We start from the raw sequence: 19,370 nt of genomic DNA on the forward strand, positions 1-19,370 counted from the left end.
AATCTGCATCGCGACCCGTTAAGATCGCGTAATTTTATTCCACTGGAACCGAAGAATTCCGCCCCGCCATCGTCACGCTAATGGCATAGGCCACATCAGGTTCGAGCCCCGCCATAATCCCCGCAGCAGATTCCGGCGCCATTCGGATCAGAAACCCTGCCGAAAATTCGGGCGCCATTTCGGAAAACAACGCCGCAGCATCGCGCGGTTTCATATTTGCATATACGTCGGTCAGTCGATCAATGTCCGACGCCGCCGCACCATCCGCTAAGGCCAAGGTTTGCTCTAACGCGATCTCTGCCTGCTGCAATTCAATCAAACGCGCAGCTATTTCCTGTTCAGCAACCACCAGCTGCTGTTCTTTTTCAGCCGCCGCAATTTCACGCTGCGAAAGCGCCGCATCGCGCGCCGAAAAGGCCGCCAGAACATCATCGGTTTGGTCCGTCGGCCCGCATTCGCCCGGGTCAACCGTGGCGACACTCCCCGCAATCGCAGCCCTGACGCCGACACCTGAACGCACGGCAGCAGAGGCTACAAACAAAAGAGCGACCGTTGATAAAACGCCAATCGGTTTCATGAGGCACTAGGATGGCGTGTAAAGAATGCGCCCCGTGTCGGTGCGTTCGGTTCAGGCAGATCATGCATTGATGCCAAAAGAAGCTCTAATCGACGCGCGGCTTTTTCTGCCCGATCATTCACATCGCCCAGCGTGCGCACGCTTTGATTGGCCGAGGCATCTGCCTTTTCCAAAGCTGACTTTAATTCATCGACTTGCGCTGACAGAACAGCCACTGCGCCGCCGACGCCCTGTTTCATATCGTTCAGTTTTGTCAATTTGCGCGACAAGATATGGCAATAAATACCCGCCCCTATCGCAGCCGCGATCAACAAGATGTCGGAAATATAGTCCATTCTGGCCTTCCTTAATTGATGATTAATTCCATGATGAGCAGGTCATTCACCCGCCCTTCGCCAACAACCAATTCAATCCGTCGCAACATGTGACCGCGCAGAATCGGCATGATTGATGGGTCTTCAAAATCACTTGGATGCACAGCGCGCAGATAGCTGTTCAACACATCCACGATCCGCGGTTTCAACATTTCGATGTCAGTTTGATGTGCTGGGCTAACATCCATCTGCGCTGTGAAACGCAATACTTTGCTTTCTTCGCCCGCTAGGGAAATCAGGATCGGATCGATCGCAACAAATGCGGCCGGCTGAATTTCCATTTCCGTTTCAGGCGATGATTCTTTGGCCTGAAAAACCAGACCGCTAGACACCGCAAAGCCGCCCGCAGCCCCCAATAGCCCCAGAAAGAGTCCCACAATCAAAGGCAATTTGTTGGATTTTTTGGGCTTTGGCGTTGCGTCGGACATGCATACCTCGGTTTTTCGAACAGTTTGTTCATAGACCCGCAGTCACTAACCGAATGTTAAGGCTGTCGATTCAAATTACCCCCATCGGACAGAAGGCCGGAGGGTGCAGTGAAGCAAATAGAATCGATCAAACCGCTCGTTTTGAAATACCGCAATTGGATCGCGGCCGTCGTAGGGATTGCGGTCTTTGCGATGATCATCATTCTAGCCCGCGGTGTCGGTAGCAAAGACATGGCGCTCTTGTACTCTGGCTTGGATAATCGCGCGGCCGCCGACATTGTTGTGGCTTTGGATACCAATGGCACGGGATATGAAATCCGCGGTGATGCCATTTTTGTCCCAACCGCTGAACGTGATTTACTACGCATCAAATTAGCTGGCGAAGGGCTGCCGAATTCCTCTGTCCAGGGGTATGAAATTTTGGATGGCCTATCAGGTTTTGGGACAACGTCGCAGATGTTTGATGCCGCCTATTGGCGCGCCAAAGAGGGCGAATTGGCCCGTACGCTGTTAGCTAGCCACAATATCCGCGCCGCGCGTGTTCATATTTCCGCAGCGGCCAACCGACCTTTCGCCACGCAATCACAGACCACCGCAGCAGTCACTATAACAACGTCTGGCGCCATTCCGAATCCGGCACAAATTCTAGCGATGCGCCATCTGATCGCCGCCGCAGTGCCTGATCTATCACCTGAAGACGTCGCCATCATCGACAGCGCCAAGGGCCTTCTTTCTGCCGAAACCACGACGCAAACCACAGAACTATCCGATACGTTGCGCGCGCGCGTCTTGCGAATGCTAGAGGCAAGAGTGGGTTATGGAAACGCTGTTGTCGAAGTTGCCGTTGATACAGAAGTTCAAAGCGAACAAATCATTGAACGTACGATTGATCCAAACAGCCGCACCGCGATCAGCAGCGACGTTCAGGAAACCAGTTCCAGTTCGCAAGATAGCTCTGGGGGGCAGGTGACTGTTGCCTCGAATCTACCAACGGGTGACGCAAATGCAAATGGATCGTCGTCGGGGGAAACGCTCGAAACACGCACGGTCACAAACTACGAAATTTCTGAAATCCAGCGTGAAATCGTTCGTTCGCCGGGTGCGGTGCGGCGGCTATCGGTGGCCGTTTTGATCAACGAAACCGATACCCCCAGAGCCGAGGACGAATTAGCGGCGTTACGTGCCTTGGTGTCTTCGGCCGTTGGATATGACCCTAGTCGAGGGGATGAAATCACGCTCTATTCCATGCCATTTGACCCAATTGCTGATTCAGGAACTCTGGTCGAAGGCCCGTCTGCGACACCGTTGGACATGATGAAATTAATACAAGTCGGCGTGCTTGCTGTGGTTACGGTGATAATGGGGCTTTTCGTTTTGCGCCCTCTGGTTTTGCCCAAACAGACCCCGATGGCGCTGCCCGATCCCGACGTGATTGATGCCGTTGCGATTTCCCCGACCATGGCTGAAATGGATCCCCCTCCCGAAGACCCGTCCGATCGTCTGAAACGGCTTATGTCCGAACGTCAGCGTGACAGCCTTCAGATCCTTCAGTCTTGGGTCGATCCCGTTCAAAGCAGAGGTGACGCATGACTATCGCAGGTCTGGTACTAGACGATTTCGCCCCCATCACGACCACAACAGATGAACCGTCAGAGGCATTCACCCAAGGCATGACCCAAGGGTACGAACAGGCCCAAAAAGAATTCGAGGCAAACCAAGCCGCACTGTCGGACGAGCTGATAAATGCCCTTACCGATATGGCCTTTACCTACGCAGAAGCCCGTCAGGAAATTCTAAACGGTCTGCGTCCTGTCGTGCAGGCCATGATCGAACAACTCGTGCCTTTTATGGCGAAACAGGGTCTAACAGCGCGTCTGTCCGATCAGATAAACGACGCATTCACCGGCCACGCGCCGGACGTATGCGTACATATACACCCCGACATTATTCCAACGATCCAATCAGAAACCAACGCATCGCAGTTTTCAAATCTCACGCTCATACCAGATGAAACTGTTTCGCCGCACGCTGCCCGATGGTCATCCAGTGGTCGCGAAACTCTGATCGATCTGGCACCGCTTTGCGATCAAATCTCTAATGTTTTTGAAACTATTTTCACTGAAAGGGCCCAATCGCATGGCTGACCCAATGATCCCCGAACACCCGCTACGTTCTGTCCCGGTTGAAATCACCGTGTCGGTTGGTCGTGCACGACCGAAAGTGAGCGAGCTTTTGAATTTGGGTGAAAACGATGTTTTGACCTTGGACCGATCTGTGAATGATCCGGTTGAATTATACATCGGCGACAAACTGATTGCGCGGGGCGAACTGCAACAAATCGAAGGTGCAGAAGCAGGGCAATTGGGTGTTCGCCTGACCGAAGTTCCCAGCCTACTGGACACGCAATGAAACGCGCGCCAATCGTGCTGTTTTTGATTTTGGCTGCAAATGGCGCGTCTGCCCAAGGGATCGAACTGCCATTCGGCGCCGACGGATCATTATCGGCGCAATCCATTCAGCTTATCTTGCTGATCACGGTGCTGAGCCTTGCGCCAGCTATTTTGATTATGATCACGGCCTTTCCGTTCATAATCACGGTTCTTTCAATCCTGCGGCAAGCGATCGGATTGCAACAGGCACCACCGAATATGCTGCTGATCAGTTTGGGATTATTTTTGACCTACTTTGTGATGGAGCCCGTTTTTATCGTCTCTTGGACACAAGGCATCGATCCGTTTTTATCAGGTCAGATCGACATCGATAGCGGATTTTCAAACGCCATCGCCCCATTCCGAACCTTTATGGCGGCTCGCATAGACCCCGATACATTTGGCGCTTTGATCCAATTACGTCCCGATGTGGAACAAGGCACAGCAATCGAAAACGCATCTTTGGGTGTGATGCTGCCGTCTTTTCTGCTGAGCGAAGTTGCCCGCGCTTTTCAGGTCGGTTTTTTGATCTTTTTGCCATTTCTGGTGATCGATTTGGTTGTCTCTGCCGTGCTTATGTCGATGGGCATGATGATGGTCCCACCCGCGATCGTATCCCTACCGTTTAAGCTGGCTTTTTTCGTGGTCGCAGACGGCTGGAGCCTGATCGCAGCAAGTTTGGTAAGCGGCTATAATCTGCCCTAACGGATTATAAATTCCGCGTGCAAGGCACCTGCTGCCTTAATCGTTTTCAGGATGTCGATCATATCATGGGGCGCAACGCCCAGTGCATTTAGACCTGCGACGATTTCAGACAAGTTTGCGCCATTGCCGACCTCGGCCAAACCTGTTCCTGGATCTTGTTCAATCGATGCTGCGGTATTGGGCACCACCACCGTTTCACCTGGTGAAAAAGGGTTCGGCTGAACGACGCTAGGTGTTTCTTGTACGCGTAGCGTCAGGTTGCCTTGGCTGACTGCGACGCGGCTAATACGCACATCTTCGCCCATGACAATCGTACCCGATCGCTGATCAACAACCACGCGCGCTCGGTGTTCGGGTTCGACAACAATATTTTCAATGCGGCTAAGGACGTGAGCGGGCGAGGTCATCCCAGCTTTCTCCAAATCCAAATAAACCGTGCCGGCATCCATCATCACCGCAATCCCGCCGCCGAAATCAGCATTGATCGCGCGTTCAATCCGCAAAGCCGTCGTAAAATCGGGCGTCCTGAGGGCAAGCCGCATATCCTCGAGCGCGGTGAAATCAAAAGCGATCTCACGTTCGACGGTGGCGCCCGACGGAATGACACCTGACGTCGGCACACCTTGGGTCACTGATCCTGCGTCCCCTTCGGCCACAACGCCACCTGCGATGATCGACCCTTGGGCAACGGCATAGATATCACCATCTGCGGCATTCAAAGGCGTCATAACCAATGTTCCGCCCATCAGGCTATTGGCATCCCCGATTGCAGAAACGGTCACATCAACAGGGCTGCCCGCTCGCGCAAATGGCGGCAATCGCGCGGTAACCAAAACCGCCGCCACGTTCCGCGGCCGGAAATCTTCGCCAACGACATTGACGCCCAACCGTTCCAAGATGTTGGACATGATTTCTTCGGTAAACGGCGAATTGCGCAGGCCATCACCCGTTCCATTCAAACCGACCACCAAACCGTACCCGACCAATTCGTTGCTACGCACACCATCGAATTCCACCAAATCCTTGAGCCGGATCGGGTTGGCCAAAACCGGCCCCGCAGTTAATGCAATCGCACAAGCAACGACCAAAGCCTTCATCACAAATACTCCGTCAGGGATAGACCAGACAGTTTTGCCGTCAGGGTATAATGCGTCTGAAGCTGGGTTTGTATTTGCTCCAGCGCGACAGCGGCTTCGTATGAATCCGAGGCAATCATTTCATTGCGGCGTATCTGCAAATTCGCGCTATCAACGGCCAATCTTGCCGAAGCGTTTGCAATAACTTCTTCTTGGATGCCAAGCGCCCCCTGCATATGCGCCAAATCATCGCCGGCGGCCAAAAGTGTTTCACCCGCATAGTTTTGCAATTCGGCCACCGCGTCACTGTCGAACCCCAAATCGGTCGATAGCGCAGAAACGGCAAGTCCTGTGATTATCGATTTTATGGCGTCATCATCCGCGCGCACGGAAAATGAAACGGATTGGCCCACTCCGATCGGACGCGTCGCGCTATTTTCGGTATCGCCGTTGTAAATATCAGCCTCATATCCGCCCCCGTTGAACCAGTCGTCCATGGCAGATTTCAGAGTTTCAACATCGGTTGCGCCGTCAATGACTGTACGGACGGCAGACAAAATATCGTCTGCGGATCGCAATGCCGTATTTGAAACCGCAGTACCGCCAAACAACGATTGATCGGCATAAGTCGTGTTCAAGGCTTGGACCGCGGTTTCCAAAGCCGCCTTTGCCGATTGGGCCGCGATTTTTTGATCACTTGCCGTACTGGACTGAGAAATTGAAACCAATGACGCGGCGGTTTCAGCGCGCGATGTTTCCACAGCGTCTAGCGCCGTCTGCATTACTGACATCGTCTGTCCTGCAGCAGACGCAGCAGCTGCATAGCTGTCAGACATCGCAATACTGCGATCAATCGCCGCCAAAGCAGATGAGTCCGTTCCCAAATGCCGCGCAACATCGGCAACAACGCCGGTCGACAATTCTTGGGTCAATGTATTCATTTTCGTTTTGATAACGGACGTGCTGCGCGTGGATGTGAAAAAATGCGCCAGATCACCGATAGACGTCATCGTCATTTCTAAATCTCCATTAGTTGTTGCAGCATCCCATCTACGGCTTGGATCAAACGGGCATTTGCCGCATAGGCCTGTTCGATCGACAGCAACGACTGGAGCTCGTAATCAGTATCAACGCCATCGGATAATTCAGCTTCGCGCAGCGCATCATAACGCGCAGAGGCATAGGCAAGGTTATCTTCGGCTGTGACACGCGCCGCGCTGATCTGGGATGCATAATTTGCCGCATGTCCCGCGGCGGTTTCCGCCGACCCGCCCGATGCCAACGTCTGTTTTTGTGACAATCCCGAAAGCCACCGTTCAATCTGCGTGGCATCCCCAGATGCGCCCGCCGTTTCGGCACCAACGCCATCACGGATCAGGCTGACATTATCCACGACGCTCTGATTAACAGCGATTTTGCCTGCCAATCCAACAGTGTCTGAACCGTCCCAAAACGCACCCGAAACAGTCAACAAACCTGCCTGCCCAGTGTCCAAAGTCGGATCAATATCTGCATTTTGAAACCGGCTGATTAAATCGGCAGCCACGTTGTCCAAACCTGTTTGAGCCGCAACCAGCGTATCATCGCGCAAAGTGAATGCCGCACCCAATGTGCCGCCATCCAATCGATCCATTTGTCGATCTGTCAACAGCTCTCCGTTGACTGTCAACGAAGACAAAGCGCCATCCACCGTCATATCCGCAGTCACGATAGCAGAGGCATCAAATCCAATTTCCACGGGTGAATCAGATAACAAAACCATTCCCGTCGGCGTCGTTAATCCCACGGCACCGTTACCGCGATCGACCTCTTTGATCGGGACGATCTGACCGATGGTATCGATCAAAGATTGCCGCTGATCCATTAGGTTCGACACGTCCCCACCCACATAAGCCATACGAACAATCTGTTCATTCAGTTCGTCCACTTGGGTCAGGGATGCATTCAACGTGTCAACCTGCGCCGCGATGTCCGCGTCGGCATCTGCGCGCATCGATTGGATCGCGTCAGAGCTATCGACCAGCGCTGATGTTACCGCAGACAGTTTGGTCACGACATTCGTCAAAGCGATCTCGGACGTGGGGTCTGTTGATGCGGTGATCAGTGACGTTTCAACGGCCGCTATCAGATTTGACAACGATGTGTCGCTATCGGCCGTCCCAATCACCGTTTCTAACCGCGATAACATGGCTGCGCTGTCGGAATGTCCTTCCATTTCGGCTTCGGACAGGCGGCGGTCGGCTTGAACAGCGGTGTTAACGACGCGCGTCACGCCATTTGCCTGTACGCCGCCATACAAACCCGAAGAGGTATCCAATTCACGGCGCGCATATCCGTCTTCGGACGCATTCGCGATATTCGTTGATACGATTTGTGCCCGTTTCGCCGATACGGCCAGCCCGGACACTGCATTCGACAGGGCGCTAGAGAGGCTCATGGTTCAGGTCACCGTTTGATGTTTGTGGTTTCTTGCAGCATTTCATCGACGGTCTGGATCACTTTGGCGTTCGATGAATACGCCCGCTGGGTCTGGATCAGGTCGGTAAGTTCGCTTGCCACGTCAGTTGTCGATTCTTCACGGGCATAAGACGCGATTTCACCCGTGGGACCATCGCCGGCATCCCACAAATACATCGACCCCGAACTGTTGGTGATGCGGTAGGCCTGACCGCCCACCGCCTCTAGGCCGTTCACATTCGCGACATCCACCAATGGCACTTGATACAGAACCCGCGTGACGCCTGTATCAAACGACGCCGTAACATTGCCGTTTTCATCCACGCCAACAGAGGTCAAATTGCCGACTTCGGACCCGTCTTTCGTCACAGTGCCGGGCTGAAATGTGTCCGATAGCTGCGTCAGGCCATCGGAATCACCCAGCGTTCCAATATCGATAGAAATCGGCCCCCCATCGACAGTGATCGTGATCGTCCCATCGGTGGCGTCATAGGCACCGCCCACGACAGCCGTGACTGACTCCAGCGTTCCGCCCAAATCGCGGGTGTCGTCAAAGGTCAAAGTGTATTCACCGACGACCGCATCACCCGATGCGCTATCCGTGATGATCATCGTCCAAGTGTTCGACGATCCGTCCTCGGGAACGATCGGAACAAACTCAATTCCCAGATTTTCCGTCTTACCCAGATTGTCATAGTATTCGACGGTCAGTTCTTCGGCTGCGCCGTCCGCGCCATAGGCTGTCGATGTCGCGGGTAAATTGGCCTGCATTTCGATAGCGGTCGTCGGTTCGCCTGCAAACCCACTGGCATTGATCAAAATAGGCTCTAACCCTTCGGCAGTGTCGCGCGCGTGGGTCGAAATCGACCCATCGGCATTTGCGGGCCAACCCATCAAAACCAAACCGCTAGAGGTGGTCAGATAGCCATCTTCATCCGTGGAAAAACTGCCTGTCGTCGTCATTAAAAGGGGCGAATCATCGCCAGCCTCGCTTCGGGATGCGGAGGTTGTTACAGGCAACATACCGCGCCCGCTGACGGCCAAATCCAGCGCACTGGATGTCGACACCAAAGACCCCATTTCATCGATTGCACGGGTGGTTGTTGTGCGCACACCGCCGGCCGAATACGAACCTTCTACGCTAGAGACGACCATTGAATTGAAATCAGTTTCTACCCGTTTGTAGCCATAGGTCGACGCGTTCGAAATATTGTCCGAAATCGACGCAAGTCGCGACGCATTTGCCGCCAATCCAGCGACCGAAGCGTTAAGAGAAGAGGAAATCGTCATATCGAGCCTTTCTGCATCAGGACGTTGCACAAAGGTCTAGGCCATCACAATTAACAGGCCCCTAACGCAAATCGGACCGTATAAACACAACTCTGACACGGTTGTTGCGAACGGATGTGGGCGCGAAATCTGCGGGATCGCGGTCCGCATGACCAACCGCACGAACGAAACGGTCCGGCGCAATATTTTCAGCCTCTAGTAATTCACGCACCCGCCCCGCACGCGCCAGCGAAACATCCCATACAATGTGATCCCGCACCACAATAGGCTGTGCTGCATTATGCGCGTGAACCGATATATCGTTCACAACCATATCTGCAGCAGCGCCGACCGAATTCAGAATTTCCATAAGGATCGGGGTTGGTTCTGCAGTTCGGTCAACAAAGATCGGCGCCGTCGGTATCGCGAAAATATCGATAACCAGCCCCTCGTCTGTGACCGACGTCACTACGTGCCGCAATTCATTCTCTGAAAATAAGGCCTCTCCACCTTGGCCAGTTATCATCGCGGCAAATTCGGCTAGGGAATCAGTTTCGGTTGGCGACATCCCTTTGGCCGTGCCGACCACGCCGCCTGTCCCTGACTGTATTTGCATGTTGCGCGAAAAAACGTCCTCTCCGCCTAGCGTACCGTCGCCGCCAGCGGAGACACGCGCCAGCGGAATCGTTGGCGCGAAATAATCCGCGAGCCCCTTGCGTTGCTGTTCTGTCGTCGCGTTCAACAGCCACATCAGCATAAAGAACGCCATCATTGCCGTTACAAAATCCGCATAGGCCACTTTCCACGCGCCGCCATGGTGGCCATCACCACCGACGATTTTTTTGCGTTTAATAATGACCGGCGCGTTGGTTCCAACCGCCATTTTATCCACCTTTGTTCACCCGCAATCAGGGCTATGGTCCAAAGGTTTCGAGGGAATTAATCGCGATCAGCGTAATCTGTAAATTTCGTCGGGTCCTGCAAAGTCCACCAAATCATATCCGGCGTCGCGCATGATCGACGCAATGACAGAATCGCCCGCGTTGTTTTCGATCGCCCAGACCTGAACACGGTGTTCGCTAAACGGGAAATCGCGCAAAACTGCGACCTCTCCGCCTTCGATATCCAAAGATACGAAATCAGGGTGTAATATGCCCACGTCCGTCAAAATGTCTGACAATCGTTTGGTCTGCACTTGAACCAATTCTTCGGCATGACGAGGGTCATTTCTGACCTGAGCCAAGGTCTGCGCATCATAACTTTGCGCAAGGCCGCTCATTTGAGTGAACCCCTTTGTCACCGCAATAAATTCAGCTTCACCAGCCACATCGGAAACCGCCAGTTGCAAACAGTCACATTTGCGGGCGATGCGCGCCTTTTGAATTTGGGACGGCACAGGTTCAACCAAAACACCCGACCAACCACGGATCTGTTCAAAAAACAATGAATTAGACCCTGTTACGCCATCATACGCACCAACATCCACGAATGTCCCGCCTGATTTGCCACCAAACAAACGATCCACAATCATGTCTTGGCCAGCTTGTGACGCGTATAGATATTGCGGTTCTGTTCCGCGGCGCAACATATGCAGTTCGCGGTTCAAAGCGGCCCGACTTCGCCCCTTTTCTTGGCGCAGCTTTACTGCGATCTCATTCTTGATCGCGGCCGCCTCTGCGTAATGTTGGCGTAGGCGGGCACCCAAAGTCATTTGCCCGTGTCCGCATATGATTTTTCTTCGACCAGGGCAGAGCCAAGCAGCATATTGATCTGTTTTTTCACTGCCGCTCTGCGGTCGTTTGTTTGATACACCGCACGGGCAAGGCGGATAAATTCGGGGCCGAAATCATCACGGGATTCGCAGATACGAATGTCGTCTTCGATCACCCAAAGCTGCGCGTTTATTTGATACAATTCGTCCCAAAACCGCTGCAATTCATCCGATTTAGGGATCGACTGGTTTGCGACGGCTGTTAACGCGGATTGCTCTATCGCGACGTTTGCCAATTTCGCGGCATCGTCTATCCGTTCGGATTTCAGTCGAAGAATGGTCAGTTTATCGATCAATTCACCGGGGGCGACGGGGACCAGAATATCATCCATTTTCAGAAACCTTTTCGATTAATGCCTGACGCACTTCCGTCATTACATCGTCCCAACGCAGGGCTTCGCGCTGACGGAACAACCGCATGCTGGGATACCATGGGGTCGTCGCGCCCTGATGGCGATACACCCAAAATGCATCCATATGTAAAACCACCCAGACCGGAATACCTAACGATCCCGCGATATGCGCAGTCGCCGTGTCCGAGGTAATCACAAGATCCAATTCACGCATCAATGCAGCGCAGTCGGCGAAGTCGCGGTCGTATGATCCAGCATCAACTATAAATCCAGATGCGCCGTCATCGTAGAACGCATTGATCATCGGACCTTTGTATAGCGAAAACAGCTGCACATTTTCGACATCGCACAGCGGCAGAAAATCACTGTGGCTGAACGACCGGAATGCATTTCCGCGATATGTCACGGACCCCGTCCAGACGACGCCAACGTTAAACGTTTCCCGAAAGGGTGACAGGATTTTTCCCGCCCGTTGGGCGCTGTCGTCCGGAATGTTCAAAGTCACAGGCGCACGAATATCAGCATCCGATTTTAACGTGATCGCACCCAATTCCATCATATTGACCCAATAATCATAGGCCGCATTTGGATCGGGTTTAGGAACAATAAAATCAGCGCCAGATAGACCCTGCATCAGCCGAAACAGCGGCTTTTCCACAACGACCGAAACCGTTGCGCCCAAGCTTTTCAGGTCCGACACATGGCGCGACATCAAAACGAAATCACCGAACCCCTGTTCGGGCATGACGATGATATGCTTGCCGTCCAAAGGTTGGCCGGTCCATTCAGGAAAGGGCATGCGCCGCGGGGTCAATTCATTGGTCAACCAGCGTGCGCGATACAATGCAAAAGCATCTTGGTATTGACCCAAGGCCAACAAAGCCATGGCGGACTGAAGTTTAATATCGGCATAGTCGGGAAAATGATCGACCCAAGGGCGCAAATAGTCCCACGCACCCTGATAGTCCCCCATGCTACGCAAACACCGCCCGATCATGGCGTGTTGTTCGGGGTCGTCATCCTTTTCGTTGATCAGCGATCTGCGTATTTCAATCGACTGCGCGTAATGACCCAGATCAGACAGAATGTTAGCGTAATTTGCCCGAATGGTACGGCTGTTTGGCGATAGCGCAAAGGCGCGTTCATGCGCCCGTTTTGCATTATGGAAATGTTTGGTCGCGCGTAACAGCGCCCCGTAATTCGACCACATCTGTGCATCGGTCGGCGCCATGCCCAGATATTGACCGTACAAGCGCAGCGCATCGTTGTGACGCCCTGACTGATGCGCCTCGATACAGCTGTCGCGCATGTTTTTGGCCATAATAGACCCTATTTGTTTCTACGGATGGGTTTGACTAATGTTTCTGGCCTGACCTCTTCGGCGCGTTCGAACAAGCTAAAGGTCTGGTTCACATAGGACACCGCGCCAGAGACAAAATCGACGTAATCGGTCAATTCCGGGGTCACTTCGGTTTCCGCCAGAACAAAACTACGATCGGGCGATATCGTTTCGAATTGCACATAAAACAACGGATCACCCCGATTGATTTTCAGCGGCTTAGAAACGTCATGCCATTCAAACGCCCACATCAACGGGCGCGGCCACGTGTGGATCGGGAAACGACCACCAAAGATTGTGCCGGGCCATGGATCCTTTTGATAATCCATAAACGGGGCCAACTGCGTTGCATAAACGGGTTCATCCGCAATCAACACATAGGGCAAAGACAACTGAACCGTCGGCACATTGGGATGTCGCCATTCACGTTCGTTCGCGATGTGTAAAATTTGGCTCAGTTTGTTTGCGCGCACCGGCGACATATCACCGTTAAGGTTCTTGAGCCCCGGCTTGCCATCCTTATCGCGGACAAATTGCAGGTTCAGATCAAATGGGGCGCGAAATACGAAATAACGGCTCTCCATGTTTATCACAGCAGGACAGCGCGATGCCGATTTCGCATGTTCGCGATTTTTTTCCGCTCCGCGATACCGTTCGGGAGGAAAATAAATCACGCCATTTTTCTGCGAATTCAGGAACCACCCGACGGTGACTGGCCCTTTGTTTTCGGGCAGGCCGGGGGCGTTTTCAAACCTGATCGACAAATCCATTGTGACTACTCCTGCGGGTTTGCACCACTCAATGCGATTGTTGCCGCGTTGTCAAAACAGCTATTCAGCCGTCGGCGCACAAACAGGATCGCCATTGCGATCAGTCAAAGGAAACCCAGAACGGGGTTCAGTGGTTTCGATTTCAAATGCATAACAGCCGTCTTCAGCCAAAAATACGATCGCAGGGTCAACGCCCTCGGGCAATGCCGCGACGACTTCTGGTGGGTAAATCGGATTTCCATCCGCATCCAACGGAAAATCACCCATCGTACAGGCAGAAAGCCCAACAAAAACAGCAGGCAGTAAATAGAAAGCTCTGGTCATTAACACTCGTCCGAATATAGTCCGCGGAACAGGTAAACCCTGAATAGATGTTTCATCCAAGGGAAAACCGCTGTTGATCCTCCCCCTTATTGGGCTTTACCTTGGGGAAGTGATCTAAATACCCCGACCTTGTCGCCAAAGAGCCAGAATATGACCGAAAAACCGACTCGCACCCGAATTCAGGAACGCAATCGGACCGCGATCCTGAACGCCGCATTAGAAGTTTTTTCGCAGTTCGGTTTTCGCGGATCCACATTAGACCAGATCGCGGAACAGTCAGGTTTGTCCAAACCAAACCTGCTGTATTATTTCCCATCCAAAGAAGCGATCCACGTTGAACTGTTGGAAGGTCTGTTGGAAACGTGGTTGGACCCGCTCAAGGAAATGAACCCAGACGGCGATCCCGTCGAAGAGATTTTGGACTATGTCCACCGCAAATTGGAAATGGCGCGTGAATTCCCACGGGAAAGCCGCCTGTTTGCGAATGAAATCATCCAAGGCGCGCCGCGCATCATGCCCGATCTGGTCGAGGGCTTGAAACCTTTGGTCGATGAAAAGACCAATGTGATCCAAAAATGGATCGACGATGGAAAGATCGCAAAACTAGACCCTTATCACCTGATTTTTTCGATCTGGGCCACAACCCAACACTATGCCGATTTCGATGTTCAGGTGCGGACCGTTCTGGGCGGCGTAGATGACCCATTCCCAGGTGCAGACGCCTACCTAGACCAACTATTCCGCAAGATGCTGGCCGTCTGATTCCAAAGTAATCACCGGGCCCCCGGCCGCCTTTGCGTCCTGTTGATCATGCGTCACCATCAGGACAGGAATATTGCGTTCTTTGGCATGACCAAACACCAGCTGGCGCATTCGGTCGCGCAAATCGCTATCTAGGCGCGAAAACGGTTCGTCCAGCAGCAGGGCCCGTGGTTCTGACAGCAGGGTGCGCATCAATGACACCCTTGCCTTTTGGCCACCTGATAGCGTGACGGGATCAGCCCGTTCAAATTCAGACAATCCAATCTGGGCCAAGGCATCACGCACTTGCCGATCACGCTGCGCCGTCGTTCCGCCGCGCCGCAACCCAAAGGCAAGGTTCTGAAAAACATTCATATGTGGAAATAGCAAATCGTCCTGAAACAAGATGCCAATTTGGCGTTTTTCAGGTGAAACAGAGCCTAAATTTACATCATCCAAAATGATGTCACCTGTCGCCGAAAACGCCAAATCCAAGGTACCACCGACAAACGACAGGAGCGTAGATTTACCAATTCCCGACGGCCCCATGATCGTTGCAATGGTGCCTGCTGGAACAGTCAGATCGATATGCAGTAGCGCATCCGCACCTTTGGAAATGCGGATATTGCGGAGCTCTAATGTTCCTTTAGGCATGGCGAAGTCCTTTTCTATTGCGCCACAATACATATGGCAAAACAGCTGCCATCATTAATGGCCCCACGGCCGCAATTGCCTGGAGTAACGCGTAGGCGGCAATCACGCGCCTGTCCCCGCCGCTGGATAATGCGACGGCCTCGGTTGTGATCGTAGACACACGTCCGCCACCGATCAGCAACGTGGGTAGATATTGCGCCACCGACACCGCGAACCCGACTGCAAACGCCGTTATTATCGGACCGCTTAAAATCGGCAATCGAACGCGCAAAAAGACCGTCCAGTTAGATTGCCCCAACGCAGCAGCCACTGTGTCATATCGCCTGTCATAACCGTCATAGGCCCCCTGCAAGGTCAGCAACACATAGGGCAGGACAAATACGACATGCACGAACATGACGGCCGCCATGCCTGATCGCACACCGATTTGGATCATGAACACCTGTAGCCCCAACAAAAAGGCAACCTGCGGCACGATCAAAGGCACAAACAACACATAAGGCGCGATGCGTTTCCCTGATTCAAGCACGGCAATCGCGGCTAGAATGCTGATCCCCGAAACGCACACCCCGATGAATGCAGCGTCAAACAGCGCAGAGGTCAGACCCTGGGTCTCTTGATCCCAGACGCGGGTCGTCAGATTATCGGGTAGTAAGTTTGGAAAAGACCAAAATCCAGCAAAGGACCAAAGCAGTAAGACCCCGCCGAAACAGATAAACAAAATCGGGAAAAATCGAAAAAATCGGCCAGCGCCCAGCGCGACTGCCCCCGTTCGCGGCATGCGATAGCCCAAACCGGCAGATCGCAGAACGCCCTTTTTTATGCCGCTTTCGACAACCAGCCAAACCGCAAACACAGCCAATACCAACCCCAACTGAATGATCGCGCCCGCAGCGGCCAGTATGCGCACGTCTAGATCAGGTGATGCCATCCATTTGATGATCTGAACAGACAACGTCGTGGGCGTTGTCGGACCCAAAATGATCGCCATATCCACAACTGTCATTGAATACGCCAGCACCAAAAACACCGGCATCCTGATGGCGCGATATAGCGGTATGGCCACGGCATAGATCCACGCTGCCATTTGACCATAGCCCAACGCATTGCACGCTCTGACGCGTCGAAAAACATCCAATTGGGGTAGCGCAGCCAAAGCCATAAACAGGATAAATGGGATTTCCTTTACGACCAGCCCCAGAACAAGCGACAGTCCCCATGCATCCCCGACAATCACCACGTCTGGCGGGCGTGCCCAGCCAAATATTTGCGCCACAAGTCGCGATACGATGCCAGTCGGGTCAATCAGAAATAGCAGCGCAAAGCCGACCGCCGCATGCGGTAACGCCAGCATTGGCCCCAGATAAAGGCGCAGTCGTTTTTGCCCCCCACCCGACAGTGCGGCCAATATTAAAAAACTGATCACAATCGACAGGGCTGTTGCGGCAATGCCGGTAAATACCGACAGTCGCGCGGCAGAGCCAAAGCCAGGCCAGGCGATCACATCGCGAAAGGCGGCCAGACTGAAATCCAACCGCCCAATTGCAGGAAAATATCCAAATGCGGGCAACGCAATTCCGATCAGACCGGCGATCACCGGTCCGATCAAAGTGATGACAATGATTGCCCGCACCATCGAATTAACGAACGCCGAACCGTTCCTGCCAATCTTCTGCAATGCGCGTCATCCAGCTGGGATGTGGTTCGTCCTGAACCATGCCCAATTCGGCAGGGGGCAATGTTGCTATGCCCAAATCCAACGCTGCAAACGCAGCCGCGTCATCATCAGACAGTTTTGCCATATCTAACACGGTGCCATAGCCTAGCACATTGGGGTCTTGGGCTTTGATCTGAGCCTGAGGGGACAATAGGAAATTCGCAACAACCATCGCGCCTTCGGTGACATCGGAATTGTAGGGGATCGCGACAAATGACGCGTTTCCGATGGTGCCTTTATCCAGAACAAATGTACGCACTGTGTCCGGCAACTGGTTATTCGCAATCGCGGTGGATGCTTCGCCCGGACTGAAAGAAATCGCCAAATCCACCGCATTATCGGCAATCAACTGCAATTGCGCGGGCCCCGTCTGTGGATAGGTTTCACCGCCGCGCCATAGGTTCGGGGTCAGCTGCTCTAACCACGTCCATAGTGGCAAGGTGACGGCGTCATAGGTGTCTTCGGTCACGGGTTGCGCCAGAACAGCTGGGTCATCGATCAGATCAACCAAAGCCTGCTTTAGGAATGTGGTCCCCAGAAAGTCGGGCGGTTGCGGATATGTAAAACGGCCGGGATGGTCTATCGCCCAGTCCAGCAATTCCTGCATTGATCCGACAGGTTCCATATCAGCGGTATCATACATGAATACGACCTGAGCCATGGCCCATGGGCTTTCATATCCATCGGTGGGAACCGTGAAATCGGTTTCGACGGTTTTTCCGTCAACATCGACAAAGGCCCAGTTTGGCAAGTCCGCCGCGAAGGGACCAAACAACAAATCTGCGTCTTTCATCGCGGCAAAATTGCTGCCGTTAATCCAAATCATATCAATCGCGCCGCCAGCATCTTGGCCTGCCTGTTTTTCTGACAAAACGCGGGACACTGCATCGGCGGTGTCGGATAGTTTCACGTGCTCTAACGTCACGCCATAGTCTTCGGCCACACGCTGTCCGACCCATTCTATGAATGCATTCGTTGATGTAGACCCGCCCCAAGCGTTCCAATACACCGTTTGTCCGTTTGCTGCCTGTAGAACGGCATCCCAATCTGCAGGATCCGTTTCGGCAAAGGCGATTGTCGGCAGTAGGAACACCGCACTTAAGGTCGAAAACTTCATCAATTTTCCTTTCATTTATCGAATACCTGCCGCGCGCCCCAAACGCGCAAAACCGCTGTGACAAAACATAGCGTGCCAAAAACCCATGCCATCCCAGCAAACGCCGCCGGAAACAGGCACAGCAGGATAAAGAACACGATCGTTTCGGTGCCCTCTAACAGTCCGTTGGAATAATACAGCGATTTGACGCCCTGAACCGAGGTTTCCAGATCAAACCGTTCGGCAAGGATCGCATAGCCCAGAAAACTGGCGCCGTTCGTATAAAAAGACGCCAGTAGAAATGCGCCTGCCGCGCCGTTCGACGCGGGATCAAACAGTACAAATGCCAGCGGCACAGCGCCATACAACAGGAAATCACAGGTGATATCCAAATAGCCGCCAAAATCAGTTTTACGGCTATGGCGCGCTACAGCTCCATCCAGACCATCCAACAGGCGACCAAAAAGAATAAAGAACAAACCGGCCGCAAAATGGCCGAATGCCACACAGATCGCGCCGATCAGGCCCAGCGCAAGCCCCGCAACCGTGACGACATCCGCCGCAATGCCCAGCCGCGCCATACGCGCGCCTATCACATTTAACGGAGGGTCGATGAATTGTCTGGCGACGCGATCCAGCATGGCGGTTCCTTTTGAGTTGCCGATTAGTGGCTGAACTTCCTGCGCTTAGCAATTGTGCTGACGCGGTTTTGACCCGTTGTCACAATTGAAATTTACCAAAGTAAAATTGTCGGAATTGACATTGCCGACAAAATTAGTCAGAAAACCCGCAACCTGACTCGAAGAGGCAATTATGTCCGACCTGTCGAATACACCCCATACGCCCCGTGGCGGCGCTCCTGTCGGCAAAATGGCCGATCTAAATCCGATCGAAGCAGCAGCCGTTCTGTATTTTCGTATGTGGTGTGATGGCGCGAACGCCGCTGACCGCCTGCGCATGGATTTTTTATCCACGTTGGGCCTGACCCAAGGCGAAGCTGCATTGGGCGCTTTCAATCAGCTATGCCAGGGCTGCACCACCTATGGGCGCCGCCCTTTGATGCGTCATTCGTTGACCTGCAGCTGTCTGGGTGCTGATGAATCTTGTTTTGCCAATCTTATCGCTCTCGCTGGCGAAGGTGCCCGCGAAGACGCTGCTTTGATTGCATCGCTTATTGTGCGGGCGGATTTGGCCCTACCCATGGCTGACCTGGCACAGCAGGTCGGCATCGCATTCCGACGGATGATGATGTCCGCCGATCTAAACACTCCTCCTACGCTGCATTGAAAG

General features: G+C 53.2%; 23 protein-coding genes. 6 read left to right on the forward strand and 17 right to left on the reverse strand.

The genetic code is table 11. The features are described 5' to 3' along the window. Positions 1-34: 34 nt before the first annotated feature. Genes ACXAGA_RS04790 through ACXAGA_RS04800 form a run of 3 tightly spaced genes read right to left on the reverse strand, consistent with a single transcriptional unit; the run spans position 35 to position 1,379 of the window. Entirely contained in the window at positions 35-577 is a 543-nt protein-coding gene (locus tag ACXAGA_RS04790) for a MotE family protein (protein WP_475116384.1), read from the reverse strand. After that, positions 574-912: a hypothetical protein gene (locus ACXAGA_RS04795; protein WP_475116385.1), complete on the reverse strand. Its 339-nt coding sequence runs from the start codon at positions 910-912 to the stop codon at positions 574-576. Before ACXAGA_RS04795 ends, ACXAGA_RS04790 begins: the two co-directional genes overlap by 4 nt. Before the next feature lie 11 nt (positions 913-923). After that, positions 924-1,379: a flagellar basal body-associated FliL family protein gene (locus ACXAGA_RS04800; protein WP_475116386.1), complete on the reverse strand. Its 456-nt coding sequence runs from the start codon at positions 1,377-1,379 to the stop codon at positions 924-926. A 108-nt stretch (positions 1,380-1,487) separates the two neighbouring features. Between ACXAGA_RS04800 and fliF the strand changes: the two genes are divergently transcribed. From fliF to fliP, 4 genes are read left to right on the forward strand one after another with little or no spacing between them, the layout of a single operon-like run. Next, positions 1,488-2,969, forward strand: coding sequence for a flagellar basal-body MS-ring/collar protein FliF (fliF, locus tag ACXAGA_RS04805; RefSeq protein WP_475116387.1), 1,482 nt, complete (start codon positions 1,488-1,490; stop codon positions 2,967-2,969). Next, a complete protein-coding gene (locus ACXAGA_RS04810; RefSeq protein WP_475116388.1) occupies positions 2,966-3,523 on the forward strand; it encodes a FliH/SctL family protein in 558 nt (185 codons plus the stop codon). Before fliF ends, ACXAGA_RS04810 begins: the two co-directional genes overlap by 4 nt. Continuing rightward, a complete protein-coding gene (locus ACXAGA_RS04815; RefSeq protein ID WP_475116389.1) occupies positions 3,516-3,788 on the forward strand; it encodes a FliM/FliN family flagellar motor switch protein in 273 nt (90 codons plus the stop codon). The genes ACXAGA_RS04810 and ACXAGA_RS04815 overlap by 8 nt, the downstream gene beginning before the upstream one ends. Next, positions 3,785-4,513, forward strand: coding sequence for a flagellar type III secretion system pore protein FliP (fliP, locus tag ACXAGA_RS04820; protein ID WP_475116390.1), 729 nt, complete (start codon positions 3,785-3,787; stop codon positions 4,511-4,513). Before ACXAGA_RS04815 ends, fliP begins: the two co-directional genes overlap by 4 nt. Here the strand turns inward: fliP and ACXAGA_RS04825 are convergent. From ACXAGA_RS04825 to ACXAGA_RS04870, 10 genes are all read right to left on the reverse strand, one after another. Then, on the reverse strand, positions 4,510-5,610 hold the full coding sequence (locus tag ACXAGA_RS04825; protein WP_475116391.1) for a flagellar basal body P-ring protein FlgI: 1,101 nt from the start codon (positions 5,608-5,610) through the stop codon (positions 4,510-4,512). The two genes, fliP and ACXAGA_RS04825, sit on opposite strands and share 4 nt — an antisense overlap. Beyond that, on the reverse strand, positions 5,610-6,605 hold the full coding sequence (locus tag ACXAGA_RS04830; RefSeq protein WP_475116392.1) for a flagellin: 996 nt from the start codon (positions 6,603-6,605) through the stop codon (positions 5,610-5,612). Before ACXAGA_RS04830 ends, ACXAGA_RS04825 begins: the two co-directional genes overlap by 1 nt. A 2-nt stretch (positions 6,606-6,607) precedes the next feature. Next, positions 6,608-8,026, reverse strand: coding sequence for a flagellar hook-associated protein FlgK (gene flgK / locus ACXAGA_RS04835; RefSeq protein WP_475116393.1), 1,419 nt, complete (start codon positions 8,024-8,026; stop codon positions 6,608-6,610). 8 nt (positions 8,027-8,034) lie between these two features. Next, complete coding sequence (locus ACXAGA_RS04840; protein ID WP_475116394.1) at positions 8,035-9,336, reverse strand: flagellar hook protein FlgE; 1,302 nt, start codon at positions 9,334-9,336, stop codon at positions 8,035-8,037. A 61-nt stretch (positions 9,337-9,397) separates the two neighbouring features. Further along, a complete protein-coding gene (locus tag ACXAGA_RS04845; protein ID WP_475116395.1) occupies positions 9,398-10,198 on the reverse strand; it encodes a flagellar motor protein MotB in 801 nt (266 codons plus the stop codon). Between the two features lie 66 nt (positions 10,199-10,264). Continuing rightward, entirely contained in the window at positions 10,265-11,026 is a 762-nt protein-coding gene (locus ACXAGA_RS04850) for an FkbM family methyltransferase (RefSeq protein WP_475116396.1), read from the reverse strand. Continuing rightward, positions 11,023-11,418: a DUF6165 family protein gene (locus ACXAGA_RS04855; RefSeq protein ID WP_475116397.1), complete on the reverse strand. Its 396-nt coding sequence runs from the start codon at positions 11,416-11,418 to the stop codon at positions 11,023-11,025. Before ACXAGA_RS04855 ends, ACXAGA_RS04850 begins: the two co-directional genes overlap by 4 nt. Next, on the reverse strand, positions 11,411-12,760 hold the full coding sequence (locus ACXAGA_RS04860) for a tetratricopeptide repeat protein (protein ID WP_475116398.1): 1,350 nt from the start codon (positions 12,758-12,760) through the stop codon (positions 11,411-11,413). The genes ACXAGA_RS04855 and ACXAGA_RS04860 overlap by 8 nt, the downstream gene beginning before the upstream one ends. Positions 12,761-12,768: 8 nt before the next feature. Continuing rightward, the gene (locus ACXAGA_RS04865; protein WP_475116399.1) at positions 12,769-13,548 is read right to left on the reverse strand and encodes a hypothetical protein; all 780 of its coding nucleotides are present in this window, start codon (positions 13,546-13,548) and stop codon (positions 12,769-12,771) included. Between the two features lie 60 nt (positions 13,549-13,608). Continuing rightward, complete coding sequence (locus ACXAGA_RS04870; RefSeq protein WP_475116400.1) at positions 13,609-13,872, reverse strand: hypothetical protein; 264 nt, start codon at positions 13,870-13,872, stop codon at positions 13,609-13,611. Between the two features lie 150 nt (positions 13,873-14,022). Here ACXAGA_RS04870 and ACXAGA_RS04875 point away from each other — a divergent pair, with 150 nt between their 5' ends. Then, the gene (locus ACXAGA_RS04875) at positions 14,023-14,634 is read left to right on the forward strand and encodes a TetR family transcriptional regulator C-terminal domain-containing protein (RefSeq protein WP_475116401.1); all 612 of its coding nucleotides are present in this window, start codon (positions 14,023-14,025) and stop codon (positions 14,632-14,634) included. On the opposite strand, the gene ACXAGA_RS04880 is transcribed toward ACXAGA_RS04875, so the two are convergent. The 4 genes from ACXAGA_RS04880 to ACXAGA_RS04895 are packed head-to-tail and all read right to left on the reverse strand — an operon-like array spanning position 14,608 to position 18,721. Continuing rightward, complete coding sequence (locus ACXAGA_RS04880; RefSeq protein WP_475116402.1) at positions 14,608-15,267, reverse strand: ATP-binding cassette domain-containing protein; 660 nt, start codon at positions 15,265-15,267, stop codon at positions 14,608-14,610. The genes ACXAGA_RS04875 and ACXAGA_RS04880 overlap by 27 nt on opposite strands. Continuing rightward, positions 15,260-16,903, reverse strand: coding sequence for an ABC transporter permease (locus tag ACXAGA_RS04885; RefSeq protein WP_475116403.1), 1,644 nt, complete (start codon positions 16,901-16,903; stop codon positions 15,260-15,262). The genes ACXAGA_RS04880 and ACXAGA_RS04885 overlap by 8 nt, the downstream gene beginning before the upstream one ends. Before the next feature lie 4 nt (positions 16,904-16,907). Next, the gene (locus tag ACXAGA_RS04890; RefSeq protein WP_475116404.1) at positions 16,908-18,101 is read right to left on the reverse strand and encodes an ABC transporter substrate-binding protein; all 1,194 of its coding nucleotides are present in this window, start codon (positions 18,099-18,101) and stop codon (positions 16,908-16,910) included. Between the two features lie 11 nt (positions 18,102-18,112). Then, positions 18,113-18,721 carry a CDP-alcohol phosphatidyltransferase family protein gene (locus ACXAGA_RS04895; protein ID WP_475116405.1) on the reverse strand — a complete coding sequence of 203 codons (609 nt, stop codon included), beginning with the start codon at positions 18,719-18,721 and terminating at the stop codon, positions 18,113-18,115. A 172-nt stretch (positions 18,722-18,893) separates the two neighbouring features. Between ACXAGA_RS04895 and ACXAGA_RS04900 the strand changes: the two genes are divergently transcribed. After that, a complete protein-coding gene (locus ACXAGA_RS04900; protein WP_475116406.1) occupies positions 18,894-19,367 on the forward strand; it encodes a hypothetical protein in 474 nt (157 codons plus the stop codon). The last annotated feature ends 3 nt before the right edge of the window (positions 19,368-19,370 follow it).

The sequence above is a fragment of the Marivivens sp. ABH4_498 genome (assembly GCF_056160585.1).

What these genes read in the sequence shown, in the direction of transcription:
- ACXAGA_RS04880 (WP_475116402.1), bottom strand. Translation starts at nt 15,267, where the DNA reads ATGCCTAAAGGAACATTAGAGCTCCGCAATATCCGCATTTCCAAAGGT.
- ACXAGA_RS04870 (WP_475116400.1), bottom strand. Translation starts at nt 13,872, where the DNA reads ATGACCAGAGCTTTCTATTTACTGCCTGCTGTTTTTGTTGGGCTTTCT.
- ACXAGA_RS04815 (WP_475116389.1), top strand. Translation starts at nt 3,516, where the DNA reads ATGGCTGACCCAATGATCCCCGAACACCCGCTACGTTCTGTCCCGGTT.
- ACXAGA_RS04795 (WP_475116385.1), bottom strand. Translation starts at nt 912, where the DNA reads ATGGACTATATTTCCGACATCTTGTTGATCGCGGCTGCGATAGGGGCG.
- ACXAGA_RS04845 (WP_475116395.1), bottom strand. Translation starts at nt 10,198, where the DNA reads ATGGCGGTTGGAACCAACGCGCCGGTCATTATTAAACGCAAAAAAATC.
- fliP (WP_475116390.1), top strand. Translation starts at nt 3,785, where the DNA reads ATGAAACGCGCGCCAATCGTGCTGTTTTTGATTTTGGCTGCAAATGGC.
- ACXAGA_RS04860 (WP_475116398.1), bottom strand. Translation starts at nt 12,760, where the DNA reads ATGGCCAAAAACATGCGCGACAGCTGTATCGAGGCGCATCAGTCAGGG.
- ACXAGA_RS04830 (WP_475116392.1), bottom strand. Translation starts at nt 6,605, where the DNA reads ATGACGATGACGTCTATCGGTGATCTGGCGCATTTTTTCACATCCACG.
- ACXAGA_RS04885 (WP_475116403.1), bottom strand. Translation starts at nt 16,903, where the DNA reads ATGGTGCGGGCAATCATTGTCATCACTTTGATCGGACCGGTGATCGCC.
- ACXAGA_RS04840 (WP_475116394.1), bottom strand. Translation starts at nt 9,336, where the DNA reads ATGACGATTTCCTCTTCTCTTAACGCTTCGGTCGCTGGATTGGCGGCA.
- ACXAGA_RS04825 (WP_475116391.1), bottom strand. Translation starts at nt 5,610, where the DNA reads ATGAAGGCTTTGGTCGTTGCTTGTGCGATTGCATTAACTGCGGGGCCG.
- ACXAGA_RS04900 (WP_475116406.1), top strand. Translation starts at nt 18,894, where the DNA reads ATGTCCGACCTGTCGAATACACCCCATACGCCCCGTGGCGGCGCTCCT.
- ACXAGA_RS04890 (WP_475116404.1), bottom strand. Translation starts at nt 18,101, where the DNA reads ATGAAGTTTTCGACCTTAAGTGCGGTGTTCCTACTGCCGACAATCGCC.
- ACXAGA_RS04855 (WP_475116397.1), bottom strand. Translation starts at nt 11,418, where the DNA reads ATGGATGATATTCTGGTCCCCGTCGCCCCCGGTGAATTGATCGATAAA.
- ACXAGA_RS04850 (WP_475116396.1), bottom strand. Translation starts at nt 11,026, where the DNA reads ATGACTTTGGGTGCCCGCCTACGCCAACATTACGCAGAGGCGGCCGCG.
- ACXAGA_RS04875 (WP_475116401.1), top strand. Translation starts at nt 14,023, where the DNA reads ATGACCGAAAAACCGACTCGCACCCGAATTCAGGAACGCAATCGGACC.
- ACXAGA_RS04895 (WP_475116405.1), bottom strand. Translation starts at nt 18,721, where the DNA reads ATGCTGGATCGCGTCGCCAGACAATTCATCGACCCTCCGTTAAATGTG.
- ACXAGA_RS04865 (WP_475116399.1), bottom strand. Translation starts at nt 13,548, where the DNA reads ATGGATTTGTCGATCAGGTTTGAAAACGCCCCCGGCCTGCCCGAAAAC.
- flgK (WP_475116393.1), bottom strand. Translation starts at nt 8,026, where the DNA reads ATGAGCCTCTCTAGCGCCCTGTCGAATGCAGTGTCCGGGCTGGCCGTA.
- ACXAGA_RS04810 (WP_475116388.1), top strand. Translation starts at nt 2,966, where the DNA reads ATGACTATCGCAGGTCTGGTACTAGACGATTTCGCCCCCATCACGACC.
- ACXAGA_RS04790 (WP_475116384.1), bottom strand. Translation starts at nt 577, where the DNA reads ATGAAACCGATTGGCGTTTTATCAACGGTCGCTCTTTTGTTTGTAGCC.
- ACXAGA_RS04800 (WP_475116386.1), bottom strand. Translation starts at nt 1,379, where the DNA reads ATGTCCGACGCAACGCCAAAGCCCAAAAAATCCAACAAATTGCCTTTG.